We start from the raw sequence: 22,181 nt of genomic DNA on the forward strand, positions 1-22,181 counted from the left end.
TGAGCTCCTACAGGGGGACGGGTCAGCCAGCAGGTTTTTAGCGGCAAGCTGATAGGGGGTAGCGGAGATTTTATTTCAGACATAATATCGCAAATAATTACAGCCATAATATCTTCTGCTCTCCGAGGACATGAACATGCAAAGCCCCACCCGTGACGCCACCCTCGCCCAATGGCTTGCACAGGAACAGGCCATGCGCGAACGCCTTGCCGGGCCTGGCAGTTTGTCCATGGCCCAAGTCAGCGCCCTGTCCCCCGCCGAGTTTTTCGAAGGTATAGGCGAAGGCAAACTGCCCTCTCCACCCATCGGCGCGCTGATGGATTTTATCCCCATCGAATGGTCCGCCGGGTTGTTCATCTTTCAGGGCACCCCGGACTCGCGGCATTACAACCCGTTGGGCAGCGTGCATGGCGGGTATGCCGCAACCTTGCTGGATTCGTGCATGGGTTGCGCGATTCATACACAACTGAAAAAGGGCCAGGGTTACACCACCCTGGATCTGCGCATCAGTTATGTCCGGGCATTGACCGGTGCCAGCGGGCCGGTGCGGGCCGAGGGCAAGATTGTCCATCTGGGGCGCTCGACGGCGCTGGCCGAGGGGCGGATTTATGATGTGGATGGGCGGCTGTATGCGACCGGATCGACGACCTGCATGATTCTTGAGGCTCGCGGGTAAGGGTTCAGACCGAGTCGCCGCCATCGCCGGCAGGCCAGCTCCCACAGGGGATGGTTGCAGGCCATTAACTTAGTGTTCACTGCAGATCAAACTGTAGGAGCGAGCCTGCTCGCGATGAGGCCGGCACATCCAACGTCACTGGCGACTGACATTCTGCGATCGGCGGTCTTGATCGCGGCCTGCGGCTGACCAGCCCCAAAGGCATTGCGCCGCGCCGGGATTGAACGTCAGTCTTGCTGGAGTCGATGATCCAGCCGCGTCATGGCTTGCTGCAGCTGATCAACGGCGGCGTCGATCAGTGACGCGCTGCCGTCACTGCATGCCCGCTCCAGCTGCTCGCAACAGGCCACCAAGGCGTCCGCGCGGACCATCAGTGCGCCGCCCTTGACCCGGTGCGCCAGCTCACGCAATCCAGGGCGGTTACCGCTGGCATGCAAGGCCAACAGGTAAACGCGGTCGTCGCGGTTGGCCAGGGAGATATCGAGCAGCAACTGATCGACCAATTCAGGGTCCGAACCGATGTATCGATCCAGGCCACTCAAATCGAATTCGGCCGGTTCGCTTGAGATGATCTGCCCTGCCCGCTCACCGCTGAAGCGCGTTGCCAACCATGTCTGCAGATCCGTCAGGCGGATAGGTTTGAACAGGCAATCGTCCATGCCAGCCTCCTGACAGCGGACTTTCTCGGCGGCCTGCGCATTGGCGGTAAAGCCCAGAATCAACGTCGACGGCAGTCTCTGTCGGCGTTCTTCGTCACGTATGGCGCCGGCCAGTTCATAGCCACTGAGCAACGGCATGTTGCAATCGGTGATGACCAGATCGAAATCATGCTCACGCCATTGCGCAAGGCCCTGCACCCCATCCTGCGCGGTTAGAACGCTATGCCCCAGGTAGCTCAATTGCCGTGAGAGCAGCAGAAGATTGGCCGGATAATCGTCAACGGCCAGTATGGTCAACGCGCGCGTCGGTCGCGGTGCTGCGTCCTGCCAGGACTCGCTGGCGGACAACGGTTGCAGCGCGACCAGATCGAGCCTGATAGCAACTTGAGTACCACGCCCCAGTGTACTTTCGAGCTGCAACTGGCCGCCCATCATCTCGCAGAGCGTGCGGCTGATCACCAGGCCCAGTCCCGAACCCTGCCGACCGGACTGCTGAGTGTTGCCCGCCTGAACAAACGGACTGAACAGACGTTTGCGGTCAAATTCGCTGATGCCGATGCCACTGTCTTCGATAATGACGCTGACCGCCAGATGCGCCGTGGGCCGGGGCTCGACCTGCAGCTTCAGACTCACCTGGCCGGCATTGGTGAACTTGATCGCGTTGTTCAGCAGATTGGACAGAACCTGTTTGAAGCGCGTGGGGTCAAGCATCACATCGCGATCACTGTGCTCGTCAAGTTCAACCCGCCAGCGCAGGTTTTTCTCCAGCGCCAGGCCTTCAAAAACCCGACACACCGACGCCACCAGCGCTCGCAGGTTGACCCGCTCCGGCGCCAGGGACAGATGGCCGGATTCGATGCGGGCGATATCCAGTATGTCGCCGATCAACGCCAGCAACTGTTGCCCTGCATTGGAGGCCACCTCGATGGCGCAACGGTCAGTCACGCCTTCATCGGCGCGTTTCAATGCCAGTTCGAGCATACCGATCAGCGCGTTCATCGGCGTGCGTATTTCATGGCTCATGGTCGCCAGAAATGTGGTCTTGGCACGGTTGGCGTCATCCGCTGCATCCTTGGCTTGCTGCAGTTGACCCAGCAATTGCTGGCGCAGACGGATCTGGCGGCGCTGCCAGAGGATCCCGGCCAACGCGAGAAACAGCAGGGTGCCGGCAAAGGCGAACGCCTGGAAAATGGTTTTGCGGTGGCGCAACCAATAGCTCTGCTCCACCATCGAGTCGTAGCGCCAGGGTTGGGTCAGCTTGTCGATTTCTTCGGGAGGAATACTCAGCAGCGCCTTGTCCAGGATCGAATGCAACTCGACGGCCTCGCGACTGGTCGCCAGGGCGCTGCGCGCCGGGTCGGTGCCTACTGTGCTGGTCACTTGCAGCAGATCACGGTATTGGCGCGAAATCAGATAGCGGGCACTGATCAGCGAATTGATGCCACCTTGAGCCTCGCCCCGGGCGACCATTTCCATGGCATCAGACGACAGGGGCGCATCCTTGCACCGAATCAGCGGGAAGTGGTGCCGAATGTATTCACCGGCGATGTTGCCCCGGGTCAACGCCAGGGTTTTTCTTGCCATGTCATCCAGGGTCCTGGGGCTGTCCGGCCCTATGCGGGTGACCAGCACCGACGGGCTGCTGAGGAACGCCCGGGTAAACGACAGCTCGTCTTCACGCTGGGAGCTGAGGCCTATTCCCGCCAGTACGTCGACCTCACCGCTCTTGATGGCGTTGACCATCGCTGTCACCGATTTCATGGCCTGAATGTCAAATTGCAAGCCGGTACGCAGGCTGATTTTCGCCAGCACATCGACGCTGATCCCGCGGTATCTGCCCTCGCCATCGATGAACGAAATCGGTGGGATATCCTCGTTGATCGCCACCCTCACACGCGGGTGACGATCGAGCCAGCGCTGTTCGGCCACGCTCAACTGTAATGTATGAGTTCCCGGGATAGACACTCCGCTCGCCCCCCAGCGCAACAGGATGTTCATCTGTTCATTGGCTGAGACGGCCGCCAGCGCCTTGTTGACGATACGCAACAGCGGCTGATTCTCGCGGGCCATTGCGAAGGCAAAGCGGCCGGACTCCAGCGGTGAGAAGTCGGCAAACTGGACGTTATTCAGGTAGTTCATGCTGATCAGGTAATGAGCACTGATCGCATCGCCCAGATAAACGTCCGCTTGGCCGAACGCTACCGCGCCCATTGCCGCCAATGTCGAGGGATAAGGCTGTACCTGAGCGTCGGGATAGAACTGTTGCACGCTTCGTTCGGGCAGATAGTGATAGAGGGTCGCCAACTGTTTGCCGGCCAGTGTCGGCTGCGGTACTTCGGATGCATCGGCGCGGATGACCAGCACGGGTTGATCAACCGCATAGGCACTGGACATCTGCAGTTGCGGATCTTCAGCTTCATAGCGGTTGGCGGTTCCCAGCAGGTCTGCCTCGCCCTCCTTGATTGCCCGCACCGCTTCAGCGCGTGATGGATAGCGATGAACGTCGATCTCCACGTTCAACAGCTGCTGCAGTATTCCAGCGTAATCCCCCGTCACCCCTTCGAACACCTTGCCCGCGGAGTTGAACTCGAACGGTGGATAATCCGGAGCGGAGACAGCCAGCACCAACCGTTGTTTCTGGTGCAGCCAGCGCGATTCGGCTTCCGACAGCGTGATGGCCACGCCTTCGACGTCCGAGCGACCCAGCAACGTCAATGTTTGCGGCTGTGCCCAGGCAGTCGACGTGCAGAAAAGAAAGCCCGACAACACCAGGCCCGACAGGCCTCGAAAAATTTTCATTCAGATAAGATGATTGCGCAGGGCGAAATCGCGCAAAAGCACCAGCGATCGCACATTGAGTTTGTCAATCAACCGGGATTTGTAGGTGCTGACCGTTTTGTAACTCAGGTGCATGATCTCGGCGATTTCATTGTTTTTTGATCCCCGGGCCAGATGTTGCAGAATGGCCAGTTCGCGGTTGGAGAGGCTGTCGATCAGTTCCTTTTCGCTGCGTTGCAATGACCCCATCGACACGGAGATCGAATCCAGCTGGGCAAAATAGGTGTAACCGGCCATCACGGATTTCACCGCGGCTTCCAGATCTTCCAGACTCCTGCTTTTGGACACATAAGCGGCAGCACCGGCACGCATGCACCGCTCCTGATAATGATCAGGCGGCATGGAAGTGAACACCACCACCCGGCAACGCGCTTGTTCCGCCTTGAGGCGCGCCAATATATCCAGCCCGGCCATATTCGGCAGGTCCAGATCCAGCAGCATGATGTCCGGTCGATGTTCACGAATCATCGCCAGTGCTTCATCGCCGCGGGTTGCTTCATATATCCGATCGAATCCCGCGCCCCTGAGGACGAGTTTGATCATCCTGCAAACCACCGGATGATCTTCCACAATCACCGCTGTCTTCGTGGAACTCATGGAAATTTCCTGTGCAAAACTCCACGACTGAGCAGAAAAACGCCCGGGGCATGGCCGTAAATCGTTGCCACGGCTGCGCGGGACTCTTGCATGGAAGGGTGGATAAAACTACCTGTCAGAAATGACAGTTCCGACGAATGGTAGCCTGGGATCAACAGCTGCCATCAGCTTCTGAACGCAAGACAAATCAGGCAGTTCGGCATGACTTATCCAGACCGTCTGCCCAATACAGTCCGGGACTGCAGCCAGTTGTGCCTGGCGGCCATCAAAGATGAAGGCATGCCGAACCTGATGGTTATCGATGAAAAAATCCGGCAGATTCAACGACCCGTCTGCCATCGCGCTATTGATGAGCACCAGATCGAAAGGCTGGCTGCCGTATTCCGTCAGCCGCAGAAGCTCTTCGAGGCTTTGAACCGGGGCCACAGCAAAATAACCGAGCTGGTTGAACAGCCGTTCGATTCTCATGCAGTTAAAGTGCTGCACGTCGGCGATCAGGATTCGTAGCGCGTGATTCGGCAACGGGACCTCCATTGGAATGTCGGAACTCAACAAGGCGCAAAGGCTACGCAAGCCCGTTACAATTTTCTGTAGGACTATTCCTAAATGCCAACCGGTTAGTCTGATGCCAGCCCGTCAAGGGCAAGCGCGTCTCACGCCGGCCATTGGCGGTCCACACGATTGCCGCGTCCCATTATTCAGTGGTGCTCGGACTCCAGAATGCCTGCACCACCAGCGTCGACATCGAGATCCTTGTCACCAGCGCATCGAGTTCATCGCCATCCACCGAAGTGGTTGCCAGCGTGGCCTGGATCTGGATTTCGTCTGCACCGAAGGCATGCACATCGACATCACGGGCCGGGTAGTTGCTGCGTTCCAGTTCGGCTTCGAGCAAGACCAGAACGGCTTTGTGCTGCGAGCGCCGGGCGATCACATAGACGATGTTGGTGACCTCGGCTGAAATCACATCCAGCGGCTGACGGTTGATGTTGTTGACGATCGGGCGCAACAAAGTGTTTGCCGCCAGTACGAACAGCGTGCCCAGCAGCGCCTCGGCCAGCAGGTCGGCACCGGCACAGGCACCCACCGCAGCCGACGTCCAGAGGGTAGCGGCAGTGTTGAGGCCGCGCACATTGCCCTCTTCGCGCATGATGACCCCGGCACCGAGAAAGCCGATGCCCGACACCACATAGGCCACCACTCGCACCGCGCTTTCGGCACCGCCAAGACGATTGGCCATATCGACGAATATCGCCGCGCCCACCGCCACCAGTACGTTGGTGCGCAGGCCGGCAGTGCGCTGCCGGTACTGGCGTTCGAATCCGATCAGGCCGCCGAGGATGAAGGCCGCACTGAGGCTGACCAGGGTGTCGAGCAGTGAGGTCAGATTGATGTTGTTGATGGCTTGCATGAATACGGCTCCTGGAGGGTCGGAAAACCGTCGAGCAGGTACGTCCACGCCGCTGCCGCCGCAACTGCCGGCAAGGCAAGGCCTGGCGCGCCGGTCACGAATGACAGGCGTGTCGACAGGTGTGAGAGCGACCGGAAAAGTCGAAACCACACGCTGATCAGCGTCGATGAGAAGGACGTTGGAACACGACCAGGATTGGCCGCGATCGGGATGCCGCTGCTCGCTTGTCGGCGAGACAACGGCACAGGAGACTGCGCGTTATCTTGCCGAGAATACGCCGGTTACCGGGACCGGCCGACAACTGTCACTCGAACAAGTACCCACTGTGGGTCTCCGTGATTGATGAAAACGCGCGAAGCTTACGCCCCGATGTTTGGAGAGTAAACCCGTTGGAAATGCCTGCTGGGGGAATTGCGGGGTTCTTCAGGAAGGGTTCAGGTAAATCAAAAAACAGTCCGAACGGCGGTGCCCGCAATGCCGACGCTGCTCAGTTCCTGCACTCTGACAACACCACCTGACAGGTTCTCGGCGTACCACCGGAGCGCCCGGCATAACGTATGCAGTTATTCAGGGATTTCTGCCTCGCGATGCTCAAGGTAGAGCCCCACGCCAGACCACCCTCGCCAGCAGTCGGTAGCGCCTTGGCATAGCAACTTGAGCCGATGCTCGAGGACGCATGGCGAGCAGTTTTGCCTGCACAGCCTGCGGTCAGCGCCAGGCTGATCGCGAGCAGTGAAGACAGGCCCCATGACGAGCATTGCCATGCTGTTTTTCCGCTCATCCCGTTTTCCCTGAAGCTGGAGGCTGGAGGCGTACCGGTGCCTGTGCGCTAGCGACTGTGCGCGGCATCCGCCAGTTGCCCGGTGTCTACCCTTACAAAAATCGAGTCGCCAACGGCCGTAAGTACGTCCCCTGCGTAGACCTCGCAGATGACGCGGGTTTTGCGGCCGACTTCACCTTCCACTTTCGCCCGCAACGTCAGTGGTACGCCCATGGGCGTCGGCTTGATGAACTTGATGCCAAGGTTGCCGGTGACACAATTGATACGCGGCAGGCTGGCGACTTCACGCTGTTCCATGCGGTAGTGCCAGGCCATCGCCGCCCAGTTCGAATGACAATCGACCAGCATCGCGATCAGTCCGCCGTAGACCAGATCCGGCCAGCCGCAATACTTGGCATCCGGCAAGTATTGCGCCACGACATGCTCGCCGTCCTCATGCCAATAGCTTTTGATGTGAAGCCCGTGGGGATTGCTGCTGCCACAGCCGTAACAAACGCCGTCGGGCGCCGCGCTGTCTTGCAGGGAGGTGTCGAGCCTGGACATACCTTGATCATCCTTAATAATGTGAACCAATGCCTTCGGATTCTAACGCTGAATCGATTGCCGCGAGCGCTCGAATTCCAACCCGCCCCATCACGCTCGATCAGCGGCTACGTTTAACCGAACGTGTGATCGCAGAGGAGACGCAGCATGGACAGATACACCGGTGGTTGCCTGTGCGGCAATGTCAGGATCGAGGCGACAGGACAGCCCTACCGGGTCGGCCTGTGTCACTGTCTCGACTGCCGCAAGCATCACGGCGCGCTGTTTCACGCCTCGGCGATATTCCCTCAGGAGGCGGTGACGATCGAGGGCGAAACCCGCGACTACGCCGGACGCTTTTTTTGTCCGCGCTGCGGCTCGTCGGTTTTCGCCCGCAGCAACGATGAAGTCGAAGTGAACCTGGGATCCCTCGATGCCCCTGACCAGCTCAAACCTACTTACGAAAGCTGGATCATCCGCCGCGAGTCCTGGTTGCCGCCCTTCCCGCTGACTCGACACTACGAGCGCGATCGTGAGGGCACAGGACGCCTTGAGGAGTAGTCCGCCTGGCCTCAGAGGTGGTCCGCATCAATCACCGCCTTGGCGAACGCCTGCGGATCCTCCTGGGGCAGGTTGTGACCGATGCCGCCACTGATCAGCCGGAACTCGTATTTGCCGGTGAAACGCTTGGCGTAGTCCTCGGGAGCCGGGTGCGGGGCGCCGTTGGCATCCCCTTCCAGGGTGATGGTCGGCACACTGATGGACGGCGCGGTGGCCAGTTTCTGTTCCAGCGCTTCGTACTGGCTCTCGCCCTGCACCAGGCCCAGGCGCCAGCGGTAGTTGAACACGGTGATATCGACATGGTCGGGATTGGCCAGCGCCTTGGCACTGCGGTCGAAGGTGGCGTCATCGAATGCCCATTTGGGTGACGCCAGCTGCCAGATCAATTTGGCGAAGTCATGGGTGTTCTTCTCGTAACCGGCGCGACCGCGGTCGGTGGCAAAGTAAAACTGATACCACCACTGCAATTCAGCCTTGGGCGGTAACGGGTTCTGGCCCGCCGCCTGATTGCCGATCAAATAACCGCTGACCGAGACCAGCGCCTTGACCCGTTCCGGCCACAGCGCAGAAACGATGTCGGCCGAACGTGCGCCCCAGTCATAGCCACCGAGCACAGCCTGCTTGATCTTCAGTGCATCCATGAAGTCGATGACGTCGCTGGCCAGCGCGGCCGGCTGGCCATTGCGCAGGGTTTTCGCCGAAAGAAAGTGCGTATCGCCGTAACCACGGGCATACGGCATCAACACTCGATAGCCCTTGGCTGCCAGCAAGGGCGCGACCTCATCATAGCTGTGAATGTCATACGGCCAGCCATGCAGAAGGATGACCACCGGGCCATCGGCCGGACCTGTCTCGGCGTATGCCACGTCCAGCAGCCCGGCGTTGACATGCTTGAGCGGGCCAAAGGGAGACGCAGCGGCACTGGTGCTGCCGGCGCTGCTCTGGGCTGGCTGTGCGGTTGCAGCCGCTTGCACATGGGCCATGCCAAGAGCGCCGAACAGACTGAACGCGAGCATCGTGTAGCCGACCAGACGGCGGCGGGGTTTAGCGGTTTTGTCGTGCTGCAGTGCCATCTTCATGCTGAAGTCTCCGTTGCAAGCCGTCGGCCAGGGGCTCCGATTGATCCCTGTAAACCTTGCCGACATTTGAACGCGGCGACGTATCCGGCGTGTGTCGCAGCGCGGGCCGGGTGCAAGCGGGTGTATCGAGTGCTGGTGCAGACACAGTGTGATACACGGCAAATAATCTGCGGGGCCGCTGTTGCCGGCACTACTTCACCGACTAGCCCTGGATATCCCCACAGAAAATATCGATGTTGCCGTCTGGTGCCGACGTTCGCACGAGGATGTAGTAACCACCGGAAAGCAGGGCGGGCAACGCGATCGGTGCGCTTCTTGAAAACGTCCAGCCACGTATTGGCTGGCGCTCTGTGTTGACTTGTTCATTCATCGCAAAGGCGACTGGCCCCGGTTGCTGACAACTGCCTTTGTTGATGAAGGAATAGAGGCGCAAGGGCAATGTACCGCCGCCAGGAACACCACTGATAAAGAAGCTGAGCCCGGTTTTATTGTCATAGGAAGACAAGGCTACATTGCCAATCTGGCCGCTGTTCTGCCGGGTGGCAACCAGGGGAATGGTCACGCTCTGGCTTGATGATGTGGCACAGCCGAACAGACAGGTCGTGAGCATGAGTGCTGCGAGCGGGTTGCTGAATTTCATCGCCAATCTCCTCGGTTGAAGAACTGCAATGGAAGATTGGGTATAGCTCAATATTAACTTGCAGGCCGTGAGCACTATCCGGAGCAGCGGGCCTGCATGTGTTTGCACTCATCCACGTGACACCGAATCGACAAGCCATTCCTGCAGTTGTGGCGAGTAACAATTGGCGGATTGCAGACACCTCGTCAGGTGTTTTTGGCAGAGGCCAGATAATAGGCAACCAAAGCATTAGCGTGACCATGCCCCATACCGTGCTCGGTCTTGAGCCAGGCAACCATTTCCATATGCTTCTTGCCACTGACTGTATTGAGCAGCGCGAGCCAGTAGCTAATCGGGTGTCCATATTTCTTTTCGATTGACGGGAAATATGAAGCGGGTCCTTTGGTTTTGGTGTCTTCGGTCACGATACAAACTCCCTTTCTGCTTAACCAGACGCCATGTCATGGCGCGTTTATTGGTCACTGGCAAGCGCCCAATCGCGCTTCTGGTCGACATTTTAGTCTAAGTGCACTCACGTCTCCTGGCGTAGCTGGCTCCGTTGCGTGCCAGTTCTACACGTTGCGAGATCAGGGACATGCTTAGGCCTTTACTGTTGTGCCTACAGGGGTGTCAGTCAGGCTTTTGGTGATCTGTTCCGTCAGTTGCCAGAGCATTCACGCAGAGGGTGTTCGGTGCCCGACAGTACGCACCGCGTAAATCCTCAATGACCTGGTTGATCGAAGGCCCTTGAATGGCTGGAGGTTGCGGACGTTCCCCGAACTCGCGCCAAATGAACAGTGTCAGCTCCGCGCCATCAGTGATTGACGCGGCATTCTCGATCGAGGCGAAGGTCTCCAGCAGCCGGTATCTGTGATCCTTCCAGAACAACTCTTCAACCCAGTGATAGACAGGAATGAAGTGGAAATGGATGGGGTAGCCAGGGTCATGACCGAATCGACTGATATAGAGCCATTTCGGTTTCAGCCGGGTTTCGAGGGTTTTCTGAATTGTCGCGAGCAGGCCCCCCAGTTCAGCCAGGGCATCGGCCGGCAGGTCGGCCATTGAGCTGACATGCTCCCTTGCCCCCAACATCAGATAGCCAGGAAGCGCGGATGACATGTGGTGATTGAGTATCCAGTTGGCAGTCTGGTGGATGATGAATTTTGGTGCCACTTCCATGGTGATGTCCGTGATCGATCGATCCCGCAGAGTACCAAGGCATCGCTGCAGAGTTTGTTAAACGTTGTCCCACAGCACGCGTGCAAGCAAGCGGCACCCGTCACCCACTGATTGCCAAAAAAAATGCCCCGATCTCTCGACCGGGGCATTTGCTTGTAGCTTGTAGCTAGCAGCTGCTTTTAGTGCGATACCGCCCCACTCGCGCCCAGACCGGTCTGCGAGCGAACGAATTGCGGGAAGAACAGCGCCCGCTCGTTATCAGCCGCGGTCGACTTGTCGGTAATCGAGAAGAACCAGATCCCGACAAAGGCAATGATCATCGAGAACAGCGCCGGGTACTCGTACGGGAAGATCGCCTTCTCGTGATGCAGGATCTGCACCCAGATGGTTGGGCCAAGGATCATCAAGCCCACAGCGCTTACCAGGCCCAGCCAGCCGCCGATCATTGCACCGCGAGTGGTCAGCTTCTTCCAGTACATGGAAAGCAGCAGGACCGGGAAGTTGCAGCTCGCCGCGATGGAGAACGCCAGGCCGACCATGAACGCGATGTTCTGGCTTTCGAACAGGATGCCCAGGCCGATCGCCAGTACCGCCAGGGCGATGGTGGTGATTTTCGAGACGCGGATTTCATCCTTCTCGTTGGCCTTGCCCTTCTTGATCACGCTGGCGTACAGGTCATGGGACACCGCTGAAGCACCGGCCAGGGTCAGACCGGCAACCACTGCCAGGATGGTCGCGAACGCTACCGCCGAGATGAAGCCCAGGAAGATGCTGCCACCGACCGCGTTGGCCAGGTGCACCGCCGCCATGTTGTTGCCGCCCAACAGCGCGCCAGCCGCATCCTTGAACGCAGGGTTGGTGCTGACCAGCAGGATCGCGCCGAAGCCGATGATGAAGGTCAGGATGTAGAAGTAGCCAATGAAACCGGTTGCGTACAGTACGCTCTTGCGAGCTTCCTTCGCGTCACTCACGGTGAAGAAGCGCATCAGGATGTGTGGCAGGCCAGCGGTACCGAACATCAGCGCAAGCCCTAAGGAGAACGCCGAGATCGGATCTTTCACCAGACCGCCCGGGCTCATGATCGCTTCACCTTTAGGGTGAACCTTGATCGCCTCGGAGAACAGAGCGTTGAAGTCGAAGTTGACGTGCTTCATCACCATCAGCGCCATGAAGGAAGCGCCGGACAGCAGCAGGACAGCCTTGATGATCTGCACCCAGGTGGTCGCCAGCATGCCGCCGAACAGTACGTACATGCACATCAGGATACCGACCAGGATCACCGCAACATGGTAGTCAAGACCGAACAGCAGCTGGATCAGCTTGCCGGCACCAACCATTTGCGCGATCAGGTAGAACGCCACCACCACCAGCGAACCGCAAGCGGACAGCGAGCGGATCTGGGTTTGCCCAAGGCGGTAGGACGCCACGTCGGCAAAGGTGTATTTACCCAGGTTACGCAGGCGCTCGGCGATCAGGAAGAGGATGATCGGCCAGCCCACCAGGAAGCCGATCGAGTAGATCAGGCCGTCGTAGCCGGAGGTGAACACCAGCGCGGAAATACCCAGGAAAGACGCTGCGGACATGTAGTCACCGGCAATCGCCAGACCGTTCTGGAAACCGGTGATCTTGCCGCCCGCCGCGTAATAGTCGGAGGCCGACTTGTTTTTCTTGGACGCCCAATAAGTGATGCACAGGGTCGCGCCAACGAATGCGACGAACATCAGAATTGCGGAAATGTTGAGCGGCTGCTTCTGCACGGCGCCGGTCAGGGCGTCAGCCGCCCAGGCGCCCGGTGCGAAGGCTGCGATGCTCAATAGAGCCATTAGACGACGGATCATTGCTGAGCCTCCTTGAGAATCGCATTGTTCAGGTCGTCGAATTCGCCGTTGGCGCGTCGCACGTAGATACCGGTCAGTATGAAAGCCGAAACAATCAGCCCGACACCGATCGGTATGCCCCAGGTAATCGATGACTCAGGGCTGAGCTTCGCCCCCAGTACATGCGGCCCGTAGGCAATCAATAGGATGAATCCGGAGTAAAGCCCTAGCATGATCGCCGAAAGAATCCAGGCGAATCGTTCCCTCTTGCTAACCAGCTCCTTGAAGCGCGGGCTGTTTTGAATCGAGAGGTAAATGCTGTCGTTCATTGTTTTTATCCTCGCAGCACAGATTAAGTTGGAACGATATCCACTGTATGCGGCTGCGAGCCAGGTTCCAGACGACCTTAGTAGTAGAACGACATGACGTACTCGCCAATTTCAAGCATGTCCCCAAACAACTGTGGGAGCGGGCTTGCTCGCGAAAGCGGTGTGTCAGTCAATACCGGGTCAACTGACACATCGTATTCGAGAGCAAGCCCGCTCCCACAGGGTGAAGCGAGCAGGTGTTGGTTGAGGGTTATTTGATCCAGTCAGCCACACGCTCAGGGTGTTTGGCCACCCAGTCCTTCGCTGCGGCATCAGGCTTGGCACCGTCCTGGATCGCCAGCATGACTTCGCCGATTTCATCCTTGGACGCCCACTGGAAGCTCTTCAGGAACTTGGCGACTTCCGGTGCTTTGGTTGCCAGTTCCTTGCTGCCGATGCTGTTGACGGTTTCAGCCGCGCCATAGACGCCTTTCGGGTCGTCGAGGAAGCGCAGCTTCCATTTGGCGAACATCCAGTGCGGCACCCAGCCGGTGACGGCGATGGATTCGTTTTTCTTCTCGGCACGGGTCAGTTCGGCAATCATGCCGGCGCCGGAACTGGCCTTGAGTTGATAACCGGTCAGTTCGTAATCCTTGATGGCCTGCTCGGTCTTGAGCATCACCCCTGAACCGGCGTCGATACCGACGATGCGATTCTTGAAGCTGTCATCGGTTTTCAGATCGGCGACAGACTTGGCCTTGACGTACTCCGGCACGATCAGGCCGATTTTTGCGTCCTTGAAGTTCGGCCCGTAATCGACGACCTGGTCCTTGTTCTTGGTCCAGTATTCGCCGTGGGTCACCGGCAGCCACGCCGACAGCATGGCGTCGAGTTTGCCCGTGGCTACGCCCTGCCACATGATCCCGGTGGCGACCGCCTGAAGTTTCACGTCGTAACCAAGCTTCTGCTTGATCACCTCGGCCGCGACATGGGTGGTCGCAACGCTGTCGGACCAACCATCAACGTAACCGATGGTCAGGGTCTTGCTCTCGGCATTGGCGAATGTGGAGCCAATCGCAAGTACCAGAGCGGCACCTGCGCCTAAAAGTCGTCGCATCTTCATCGTTACTTCCCCGAAAGTGCTGCGCTCGACGGGTGCCGAGTCGCTTCAAAGCCTTGTTGTGGTGCACAGCGCCCCCATCACGCCCCATTGCAAACTCGACCGGACATCAGCGGAGTACTGACACTGCGATCATCAACCTCAGGCCCTTTGGGACCTGCTCTGCCAGCGACCTCAAGGCATCGAGAAGCGACATCAGAAAGCCATTAACCTGAAAGCCGCCACACACCCCGGGCAATCCGCCCGAACTTTGCATGTCAAATTCGTGCGAGCCACCAGCCGGGCGGAAATTGCAGGTAACATGCGCCGCTTTGCTCCCACACGGCCTGACCATGTCCGCGAAATCCCGTTTCCCTTTTTTTGCTTATCTATTCGCCTGCGCACTGGGGCTGTTTGCCCTCGGTGGCTTCTGGTACGGCCTCGGTAAACCGCTGGTCCTGCCGGACGTCGCCAGCGCGTCGCACAAGCTGCAATGCGCGTCCTATACGCCGTTCGACAAGGACCAGTCGCCGTTCGATCAGCCGTTCAAGTTGCGACCCGAGCGCATGGATGCCGACCTCGCCTTGCTGGCGACCCGCTTCGCATGCATCCGCACCTACTCCATGACCGGCCTCGAAGCCCTGCCCGACCTGGCGCGAAAGCATGGCTTGAAGCTGATGATCGGCGCTTGGGTCAACAGCAATCCGGTGGACACCGGCAAAGAGGTCGACCTGCTGATCGCTTCGGCCAACGCCAACACCGATGTGGTGACTTCGGTGATCGTCGGCAACGAGACCCTGTTGCGCAAGGAAGTGACCGGCGCGCAATTGGCCGCGCTGATCAACAAGGTCAAGAGTCAGGTCAAACAGCCTGTCACGTATGCCGATGTCTGGGAGTTCTGGCTCAGGCACCCGGAAATCGCCTCGGCCGTGGACTTCCTGACCATCCATTTGCTGCCGTACTGGGAAGATGACCCTTCGAACATCGACGCCGCCCTGCACCATGTGGCTGAAGTGCGTCAGGTGTTCGGCAACAAGTTCGCGCCCAAAGACGTGATGATTGGTGAAACCGGCTGGCCCAGCGAGGGTCGTCAGCGCGAAACCGCAGTGCCGAGCCGGGTCAATGAAGCGAAGTTCATTCGTGGTTTTGTCGCCATGGCCGAGCAGCAGGGCTGGCACTACAACCTGATCGAAGCCTTCGACCAGCCATGGAAACGCGCCAGCGAAGGTGCGGTCGGTGGTTATTGGGGGCTATACGATGCAGACCGCCAGGACAAGGGCGTGCTGGCCGGGCCGGTATCGAATGTGCCGTACTGGTCGCAGTGGCTGGTGGTGGGCAGTGTGATCTTCCTTGCAACGCTGGTCCTCGGCGGCCGCGTGCGCACGACCCGTGCCGCTCTGATTCTGCCCCTGCTCGGCGCATTGGCGGCGTGCTCGATTGGCGTCTGGGGCAACCTGGCACAGGTGACCACCCGGTTCACCTGTGAATGGCTGTGGGTCGGGTTGCTGACGGGGTTGAACCTGCTGGTGCTGGCCCACGCTGCGTTGGCGCTGAGCCCTCGCAGCGGTTGGCGCGAGCGTGGGTTCAATGCCCTGGAGCGTCGAGCCGGCTGGCTGGTGGCAGCGGCAGGCTTCGCCGCCGCGGTGCTGATGCTGGAACTGGTGTTCGACCCACGCTACCGCAGCTTCCCGAGCGCCGCATTCATCGTCCCGGCGCTGGTCTACCTGTGCCGACCGGTGAGCGTACCGCGCCGGGAGATCGCCCTGCTGACGTTCATCATTGGGGCCGGCATTGCGCCGCAACTGTTCCAGGAAGGTTTACACAACCAGCAGGCCTGGGGCTGGGCACTGGTGAGCGGGTTGATGGTTGCCGCATTGTGGCGCTGCTTGCGGGTTCGCAAGGTTTAACCTTCAACACTCGCCAATTTCTTGTAGCGGGCTCGCAACCATAGGGATCTTTGCAGATCCTACGGCGCGGGCCTGCTCCGGATGACACCGCGGGCATGAGCCCGCCCGAAAGCCTCGCGCCCTACTGCGCCAAATGAACTCTCGAGCGCCCCGGCCAGTCAGCTGATTAGGCACTCGGCTCCCGGAGTTTCGCGGCAATGGCTGATCATCATCCCGAACGACAAAGTCCCATCGACGCCCACGGCATCATCGGCGACATGCGCAGCGCGGCGCTGGTCAACGACAAGGGCAGCGTAGACTTTTTCTGCTGGCCGGAATTCGACAGTCCATCGATTTTCTGCTCGCTGCTCGACAGCCCCGACGCGGGTATCTTCCAGCTCTCGCCGGATTTGCCCGACGCCCGCCGCGAACAGATCTACCTGCCTGACACCAACGTACTGCAAACCCGCTGGCTCAGTGACCAGGCAGTAGTCGAAGTCACCGACCTGCTGCCCATCGGCGACACCGAGGATAATTTGCCGCTGCTGATGCGCCGCATACGCGTGGTCAGCGGTCGCGCCACCTTCCACGTGCGTTGCGCGGTGCGCCATGACTATGCCCGCGCCCATACCCTTGCGCGCATAGATAACAAAGATGTGATATTCGAGGCTGCAGGCCAGCCGTCCCTGCGGCTGTGGTCGGATCAGGCGTTGAGCCTCGACGATAACGTTGCGCTCGGCCAGTTCACCCTCGAACAAAACCAGACGAGTGAATTCCTGCTCGGCGCCATCGACGATCCACGCTTCAAGGAAGGCGCTGCCGAACTGTGCCTTGCGCGCACGCTGAAGTTTTGGCGCGACTGGATCGGCCAGTCCAGCTATCGCGGGCGCTGGCGGGAAATGGTCAACCGTTCGGCGTTGGCCTTGAAGCTGCTGACCTCGCGCAAACACGGGGCCATCCTCGCCGCCGCCACCTTCGGCCTGCCGGAATCCCCCGGTGGACAGCGCAACTGGGACTACCGCTTCACATGGATCCGCGACGCATCCTTCACCGTGTACGCCTTCATGCGCCTGGGCTTCGTCGAAGAGGCCAACGCATACATGCGCTGGCTGCGTGGGCGGGTCAGCGATTGCCAGGGCAGGACGAAGAAACTCAACATTTTGTATGCCATCGATGGCCGTCAGGAGCTGCCGGAGATCGAACTCGCGCATCTGTCCGGCCACGGCGGGGCAAAACCGGTGCGCATCGGCAATCAGGCCTACGAACAGGTCCAGCTCGACATCTTTGGCGAATTGATGGACGCGATTTACCTGGTCAACAAATACGGCGAAGCCATCTCCCACGAAGGCTGGAAACATACCATGGAGGTCATCGATCAAGTCTGCGAAAGCTGGGAGCAGAAGGACGTCGGCATCTGGGAGATGCGCGGCGAACAGTACCATTTTCTGCATTCGCGGCTGATGTGCTGGGTGGCACTGGACCGGGCCATTCGTCTGGCATCCAAACGCTCGTTGCCCGCGCCGTTCGTTCGTTGGGACCAGACCCGCCAGGCGATCCACGCCGACATCTGGGAAAACTTCTGGAACGAAGAACGCGGGCATTTCGTCCAGCATATCGGTGGCGCCGGTCTGGATGGCTCGATGCTCCTGATGCCGCTGGTGCGTTTCGTCAGCGCCCGCGACCCGCGCTGGCTGGCGACCCTCGATGCCATCGAAAAAAGCCTGGTGCGTGACGGCATGATCTATCGCTACCGCAACGACGACAGCCAGATCGACGGCCTGCCCGGCACCGAAGGCGCCTTCGCCGCCTGTTCATTCTGGTACGTCGAATGCCTGGCCCGCGCCGGCCAGATCGACAAGGCCCATCTGGAGTTCGAACAACTGCTGCGCTACGCCAACCCGCTGGGGTTGTACGCCGAAGAATTCGACAGCCACGCCCGGCACATGGGCAACACACCGCAAGCCCTGACGCATCTGGCGTTGATCAGCGCGGCGTGTTTTCTGGATCGCAAGTTGAGCGGCGAGAAAAGCTTCTGGCAGCCGTGAGCGCGTAGTCAATCCGGGTACCACCAATCCACAGATTACAGCCCTGCCCATTTTAAACAAAACCGTCGCTGAATAGCCGTAAATACCCGGTTGTCAGTCGCAGGTTCCCCACCTAACATCAAAGCTCAACGGGTACAGCGGAGCTGTCCAACAACACCCGAATTCAAGGAACCAGAATGACCCAGCGAATCCATCGCAGCATCGACACCCCGCTTCGCTCCGGTTTAAACCGCGAGCAACTGTGGGACGACCACGACAAGGGCCTGATCAAATGCTGGGAAGTCGGCCGCCAGCGCGCCGCCCGCTTCCCGGATCTAGCCCGCCAATGCCTCGCCGGCGAACTGCCGGTGCTGGGCTGGAAAGGTGGCGTCAGCCGCAGCCTGAAAAAACTCGAAAAATACGGTTCCCTTAAGTACCTCGCCCAATGGCAAGGCTTGCGCGGGGAAGATCTGGATGTTGACCTGAGCCAGGAACGGGCACTGACCTGTTCGCGCACGGGGATGGTGGTGACGTTTACACCGGATCGGGCGAAGTACTTCAATCAGGTGGCCGAAGTCGAGGTAACTGCATCGGTCTAAGGCCGCCGTTCCGAGCGGTTCCAGTAACAGTCCGAGCCGGACTGATGCGAAGCTCACAGCATTACTGGATCTACTGCAGCGTTGACGGAAAACCGCTCGCGATAGGCCTGCGGTGTCACGCCCATGGCGCGCAGGAAACTGCGGCGCAGGGTTTCTTCGCTGCCGAAACCGCATTGCAGGGCCAGGCGTTTGATCGGCACGCCAGTGTCGCTGAGCAAACGTCGCGCGGTTTCGACGCGAATCAGTTCGATGGCCCGGGCCGGGGTCTGGCCGGTATCGGCGCGGTAGTGGCGCACGAAGCTGCGTTCGCTCATTCCGGCCTGCTGGGCCAGGGTTGCAATGCCCAGGTCCTTGTTGAGATTTTCACTGATCCAGAGATGAAGTTCGTCGAAACGCTTGCCTTTTTGCTGCAACGACAGGGTGACGCTGAATTGCGATTGCCCGCCCGGGCGCTTCAGAAACACCACCAGTTGCCGGGCGACTTCCAGGGCAATATTGCGCCCAAGGTCTTCTTCGACCATGGCCAGTGCCAGGTCGATACCCGCCGTGACTCCGGCGGAGGTCCAGACCGGGCCGTCGTTGATGAAAATGGGATTGGGCTCGACCTGCAATCGCGGGTGCTGCTGTGCCAGTTGCTCGCAGCGGGTCCAGTGGGTCACGACGCGCCGGCCATCGAGCCAGCCGCTGGCTGCCAGCAGAAACGCCCCGGTGCACACGGAGGCTACCCGTCGGCAATCACCGGCATGTTTACGCACCCACGCCACCAGCGACGCATCGTCCGCTGCTGCGTAGACACCCCAGCCTCCGGCGATGATCAGGGTATCGCTGCCATGTTCGGGCAACGGCTGCGCCAGCATTCCCAGGCCCGCCGACGACAGCACCGCCCCGCCGCCACTGGCAATTACCGATGGCACATAGGGCTGCGGCAGCCCTTGCTGGCGGGCAATGTCGTTGGCCGAGGCAAATACCTGCAATGGCCCCGTGACGTCGAGCAACTGCACATTGGCGAAGGCGAGTACGTGAATGTTCTTGGGCATTTGGCGTGATTCGTGGGGATATTGGCGTATACGCCAAAGCCTACGAGCCTAAAGTCAAACCGTCCACCCACTTCAAGAGAAAAGAGCCATGACCTTGCAGATCGGTTTTCTGTTGTTCCCCCAAGTTCAGCAACTGGACCTGACCGGCCCTTACGATGTGCTGGCTTCGCTACCGAATGTGAAGGTGCACCTGATCTGGAAGGATCTGCTGCCGGTCACCGCCAGCACCGGCCTGCTGCTGAAACCGACGACCACCTATGACCAATGCCCGGCGCTGGACGTGATCTGCATCCCCGGTGGCAGCGGTGTCGGGCCATTGATGGAAGATGACGAAACCCTGGATTTCATCAGGGCCCAGGCCGCCCACGCCCGCTACATCACCTCGGTTTGCACCGGCTCGCTAGTACTCGGCGCCGCGGGGTTGCTCAAGGGCAAGCGCGCCACTACCCACTGGGCCTATCACCAACTACTCGCGCCGTTGGGGGCGATCGCGGTGCAGGATCGGGTGGTGCGCGACGGCAATCTGTTGACCGGTGGCGGCATTACTGCCGGCATCGATTTTGCCCTGACCCTGGCGGCGGAATTGTTCGACCAGCACACTGCCGAGCTGATCCAGCTTCAACTGGAATACGCCCCGGCTCCACCGTTTGCTGCGGGTTCCCCGGAAACGGCGCCGGTCGGCGTGCTGGAGGAAGCGCGCAAGCGGGCCGCCAGCTCATTGAAATTGCGTACGGAAATTACCGAGCGTGCAGCGGCGAAACTCGATCGACAATGAGTCAATCATGACTTGCAGGCAAGCTCCCCCAAGGGCATGTTTCGACAGAACAAAAAAACCCGCCGAAGCGGGTTTTTCCAAGACCATGACGACTCCTTGTCGTGGCATTCCTTGCCTATGGCCGATCCTCCATGATCCTGAGCACATCCTGTGCTTCAGTGGGTGAGGCCAGAATACGCATAGGATCCAATCTGCAACAGACGAGATCGCTACCACTGCGTGTAAGACATTCGCTATAAGCCACCTTCCGAAAACCCTTAGATGCCACAGGCAACCAACCTGAAAGCCACGAATTCAGCGACAGGGCAGGCGGCCTTGTGCTCGCGCCCCAACACAGGGGTGAACAGGTCGCCATCAGCCACCTTGATGCTCGTGGGATTTGGCGAATTCGAGCAAAAACTGCTCGATATTGTTCATCTGCTCTTCCCAACCACGGCTGTCCATGCGGAACGCTTTCAGACGACGATGTTGGGGAATGTGGTCGAAACCCGATTCGGTCACCTTGAGCAAGGTGCCTTCATCCATGTCTTCGAGCTCAAACTTCACCAGGGTCGTGGGTTCCTGGGAATAATCGACTTCCGGCTCTACCGCATAGGGATGCCAGCGAAACGAAAACAGCCGCTCTGGCTCGACCCGCTCCACCAGTACGTTCCAGCGTAAATGCTCATAACCGGGATAGGTGATCTGCCCCTGGGTCCATTCACCCGCAACAAAGCGCTTGCCCTCCAGAGCGACACCAAACCATTGCCCGAACACTTCGGCATTGGCCAGTACACGCCAGACCTGAGAACGCTTGGCGTTGAGCAGGATTTTCCTTTCGATGCGATCAGATGCTGGGTTCATAAGTCACCTCCTGTACTGAACAGTAGGTCAGTAAGACCATAAGACCAACCCTGACGTTGTAACAGTCGGGATTGGCAATCAACCATGCCTGAAATATTCGGCCGATTTTCCGGCGATAAGTTCGGGTGATGGACGAGACTGTCGACACTGCAATCTGCTCGCCCTTCGCTACACTGCCCTCAACTTTACCTGTCACAGCGAGCCAATCCCCATGTACTCACCCTTTTTTGCGGTAGTGGCGCCCCTGTTGTTCAGCCCCATGGCCTTTGCCTTGGACTGCGACAACGCCAGCGATCAGGCGACGATGAACCAGTGCGCGGCGCAGCAGCATGCGGCGGCCGACAAGGAGTTGAATGCGCTGTATCAGCAGATCACTGCGCGACTCAAAGGCAACCCCGACAGCAAGCAGTTGCTGGTGGGGGCGCAGCGGGCGTGGGTTGCGATGCGCGATGCCGAGTGCAAGTTCGCGGCGTCGGGTGTGGAGGGAGGGAGTGTGTATCCGCTGATCTACAGCAACTGCATTACGGAGTTGACCAAGGCGCGGGTGCAGACTTTCAAGAACTACCTCAAGTGCCAGGAAGGCGATATGAGTTGCCCGGTGCCGGGGGGGTGATATGGGTAGCGGAGAGGGCCTGATCGCTGGCAAGCCAAGTGACCTGTAGGAGCGAGCATGCTCGCTCCTACAGGAAATCAGGGGACCGCGTTCAAGGTTTTTAAAGCACAAAAACAAAACCCCTACCTGCATACGCAGATAGGGGTTTCGGAATTTAATCTTGACGATGACCTACTCTCACATGGGGAAACCCCACACTACCATCGGCGATGCATCGTTTCACTGCTGAGTTCGGGATGGGATCAGGTGGTTCCAATG

22 protein-coding genes and 1 rRNA gene are annotated in these 22,181 nt (G+C 59.3%); 7 read left to right on the top strand and 16 right to left on the bottom strand.

Annotated features, from left to right (window positions below; genetic code table 11):
• Nucleotides 1-136: 136 nt before the first annotated feature.
• Complete coding sequence (locus KW839_RS13050; RefSeq protein ID WP_060539917.1) at nucleotides 137-676, top strand: PaaI family thioesterase; 540 nt, start codon at nucleotides 137-139, stop codon at nucleotides 674-676.
• A gap of 227 nt (nucleotides 677-903) precedes the next feature.
• On the opposite strand, the gene KW839_RS13055 is transcribed toward KW839_RS13050, so the two are convergent.
• From KW839_RS13055 to KW839_RS13075, 6 genes are all read right to left on the bottom strand, one after another.
• Nucleotides 904-4,134, bottom strand: coding sequence for a transporter substrate-binding domain-containing protein (locus KW839_RS13055; protein WP_218424562.1), 3,231 nt, complete (start codon nucleotides 4,132-4,134; stop codon nucleotides 904-906).
• Nucleotides 4,135-4,770 (bottom strand): response regulator transcription factor, encoded by a 636-nt coding sequence (locus KW839_RS13060; RefSeq protein ID WP_060539893.1) that lies wholly within the window; start codon nucleotides 4,768-4,770, stop codon nucleotides 4,135-4,137.
• A 108-nt stretch (nucleotides 4,771-4,878) separates the two neighbouring features.
• Entirely contained in the window at nucleotides 4,879-5,292 is a 414-nt protein-coding gene (locus KW839_RS13065; protein WP_218424563.1) for a response regulator, read from the bottom strand.
• 172 nt (nucleotides 5,293-5,464) lie between these two features.
• A complete protein-coding gene (locus KW839_RS13070) occupies nucleotides 5,465-6,181 on the bottom strand; it encodes an MgtC/SapB family protein (protein WP_060539895.1) in 717 nt (238 codons plus the stop codon).
• Between the two features lie 487 nt (nucleotides 6,182-6,668).
• Nucleotides 6,669-6,962: a hypothetical protein gene (locus tag KW839_RS27670; protein WP_082457457.1), complete on the bottom strand. Its 294-nt coding sequence runs from the start codon at nucleotides 6,960-6,962 to the stop codon at nucleotides 6,669-6,671.
• Nucleotides 6,963-7,010: 48 nt separating this feature from the next.
• Entirely contained in the window at nucleotides 7,011-7,505 is a 495-nt protein-coding gene (locus KW839_RS13075) for a PaaI family thioesterase (RefSeq protein WP_060539896.1), read from the bottom strand.
• Nucleotides 7,506-7,652: 147 nt separating this feature from the next.
• On the opposite strand from KW839_RS13075, the gene KW839_RS13080 reads away from it, so the two are divergent.
• Nucleotides 7,653-8,045: a GFA family protein gene (locus tag KW839_RS13080; RefSeq protein WP_060539897.1), complete on the top strand. Its 393-nt coding sequence runs from the start codon at nucleotides 7,653-7,655 to the stop codon at nucleotides 8,043-8,045.
• An 11-nt stretch (nucleotides 8,046-8,056) separates the two neighbouring features.
• On the opposite strand, the gene KW839_RS13085 is transcribed toward KW839_RS13080, so the two are convergent.
• From KW839_RS13085 to KW839_RS13115, 7 genes are all read right to left on the bottom strand, one after another.
• The gene (locus KW839_RS13085) at nucleotides 8,057-9,124 is read right to left on the bottom strand and encodes an alpha/beta fold hydrolase (RefSeq protein ID WP_218424564.1); all 1,068 of its coding nucleotides are present in this window, start codon (nucleotides 9,122-9,124) and stop codon (nucleotides 8,057-8,059) included.
• A gap of 202 nt (nucleotides 9,125-9,326) precedes the next feature.
• Nucleotides 9,327-9,764, bottom strand: a complete 438-nt coding sequence (locus KW839_RS13090) for a hypothetical protein (protein WP_060539899.1) — start codon at nucleotides 9,762-9,764, stop codon at nucleotides 9,327-9,329.
• A gap of 185 nt (nucleotides 9,765-9,949) precedes the next feature.
• Nucleotides 9,950-10,168 carry a DUF4287 domain-containing protein gene (locus tag KW839_RS13095; protein ID WP_060539900.1) on the bottom strand — a complete coding sequence of 73 codons (219 nt, stop codon included), beginning with the start codon at nucleotides 10,166-10,168 and terminating at the stop codon, nucleotides 9,950-9,952.
• Between the two features lie 205 nt (nucleotides 10,169-10,373).
• On the bottom strand, nucleotides 10,374-10,922 hold the full coding sequence (locus KW839_RS13100) for an HIT family protein (protein WP_256352637.1): 549 nt from the start codon (nucleotides 10,920-10,922) through the stop codon (nucleotides 10,374-10,376).
• Between the two features lie 179 nt (nucleotides 10,923-11,101).
• Nucleotides 11,102-12,760, bottom strand: a complete 1,659-nt coding sequence (locus KW839_RS13105; RefSeq protein WP_218424565.1) for a cation acetate symporter — start codon at nucleotides 12,758-12,760, stop codon at nucleotides 11,102-11,104.
• Nucleotides 12,757-13,068 carry a DUF485 domain-containing protein gene (locus KW839_RS13110; RefSeq protein WP_060539902.1) on the bottom strand — a complete coding sequence of 104 codons (312 nt, stop codon included), beginning with the start codon at nucleotides 13,066-13,068 and terminating at the stop codon, nucleotides 12,757-12,759. Before KW839_RS13110 ends, KW839_RS13105 begins: the two co-directional genes overlap by 4 nt.
• A 250-nt stretch (nucleotides 13,069-13,318) precedes the next feature.
• On the bottom strand, nucleotides 13,319-14,170 hold the full coding sequence (locus KW839_RS13115; protein ID WP_060539903.1) for a glycine betaine ABC transporter substrate-binding protein: 852 nt from the start codon (nucleotides 14,168-14,170) through the stop codon (nucleotides 13,319-13,321).
• A gap of 287 nt (nucleotides 14,171-14,457) precedes the next feature.
• Between KW839_RS13115 and KW839_RS13120 the strand changes: the two genes are divergently transcribed.
• The 3 genes from KW839_RS13120 (at nucleotide 14,458) to KW839_RS13130 (ending at nucleotide 18,655) form a co-directional block, all read left to right on the top strand.
• Nucleotides 14,458-16,053, top strand: a complete 1,596-nt coding sequence (locus KW839_RS13120; RefSeq protein ID WP_218424566.1) for a beta (1-6) glucans synthase — start codon at nucleotides 14,458-14,460, stop codon at nucleotides 16,051-16,053.
• Nucleotides 16,054-16,250: 197 nt separating this feature from the next.
• The gene (locus KW839_RS13125; RefSeq protein WP_218424567.1) at nucleotides 16,251-18,077 is read left to right on the top strand and encodes a glycoside hydrolase family 15 protein; all 1,827 of its coding nucleotides are present in this window, start codon (nucleotides 16,251-16,253) and stop codon (nucleotides 18,075-18,077) included.
• 176 nt (nucleotides 18,078-18,253) lie between these two features.
• Nucleotides 18,254-18,655, top strand: coding sequence for a hypothetical protein (locus KW839_RS13130; RefSeq protein WP_060539907.1), 402 nt, complete (start codon nucleotides 18,254-18,256; stop codon nucleotides 18,653-18,655).
• A gap of 53 nt (nucleotides 18,656-18,708) precedes the next feature.
• On the opposite strand, the gene KW839_RS13135 is transcribed toward KW839_RS13130, so the two are convergent.
• Entirely contained in the window at nucleotides 18,709-19,692 is a 984-nt protein-coding gene (locus KW839_RS13135; RefSeq protein ID WP_218424568.1) for a GlxA family transcriptional regulator, read from the bottom strand.
• An 88-nt stretch (nucleotides 19,693-19,780) separates the two neighbouring features.
• Here KW839_RS13135 and inhA point away from each other — a divergent pair, with 88 nt between their 5' ends.
• Nucleotides 19,781-20,467 carry an isonitrile hydratase gene (gene inhA, locus KW839_RS13140; protein ID WP_218424569.1) on the top strand — a complete coding sequence of 229 codons (687 nt, stop codon included), beginning with the start codon at nucleotides 19,781-19,783 and terminating at the stop codon, nucleotides 20,465-20,467.
• 354 nt (nucleotides 20,468-20,821) lie between these two features.
• Here the strand turns inward: inhA and KW839_RS13145 are convergent, their stop codons facing one another.
• Nucleotides 20,822-21,310 carry an SRPBCC family protein gene (locus KW839_RS13145; protein ID WP_060539910.1) on the bottom strand — a complete coding sequence of 163 codons (489 nt, stop codon included), beginning with the start codon at nucleotides 21,308-21,310 and terminating at the stop codon, nucleotides 20,822-20,824.
• 211 nt (nucleotides 21,311-21,521) lie between these two features.
• Here KW839_RS13145 and KW839_RS13150 point away from each other — a divergent pair, with 211 nt between their 5' ends.
• Nucleotides 21,522-21,923 carry a lysozyme inhibitor LprI family protein gene (locus KW839_RS13150; protein WP_218424570.1) on the top strand — a complete coding sequence of 134 codons (402 nt, stop codon included), beginning with the start codon at nucleotides 21,522-21,524 and terminating at the stop codon, nucleotides 21,921-21,923.
• Nucleotides 21,924-22,081: 158 nt separating this feature from the next.
• Here the strand turns inward: KW839_RS13150 and rrf are convergent.
• Nucleotides 22,082-22,181 (bottom strand): 5S ribosomal RNA (gene rrf, locus KW839_RS13155); the annotation flags it as partial.

Source organism: Pseudomonas sp. PDM31 (genome assembly GCF_019218965.1).
GTDB lineage: Bacteria > Pseudomonadota > Gammaproteobacteria > Pseudomonadales > Pseudomonadaceae > Aquipseudomonas.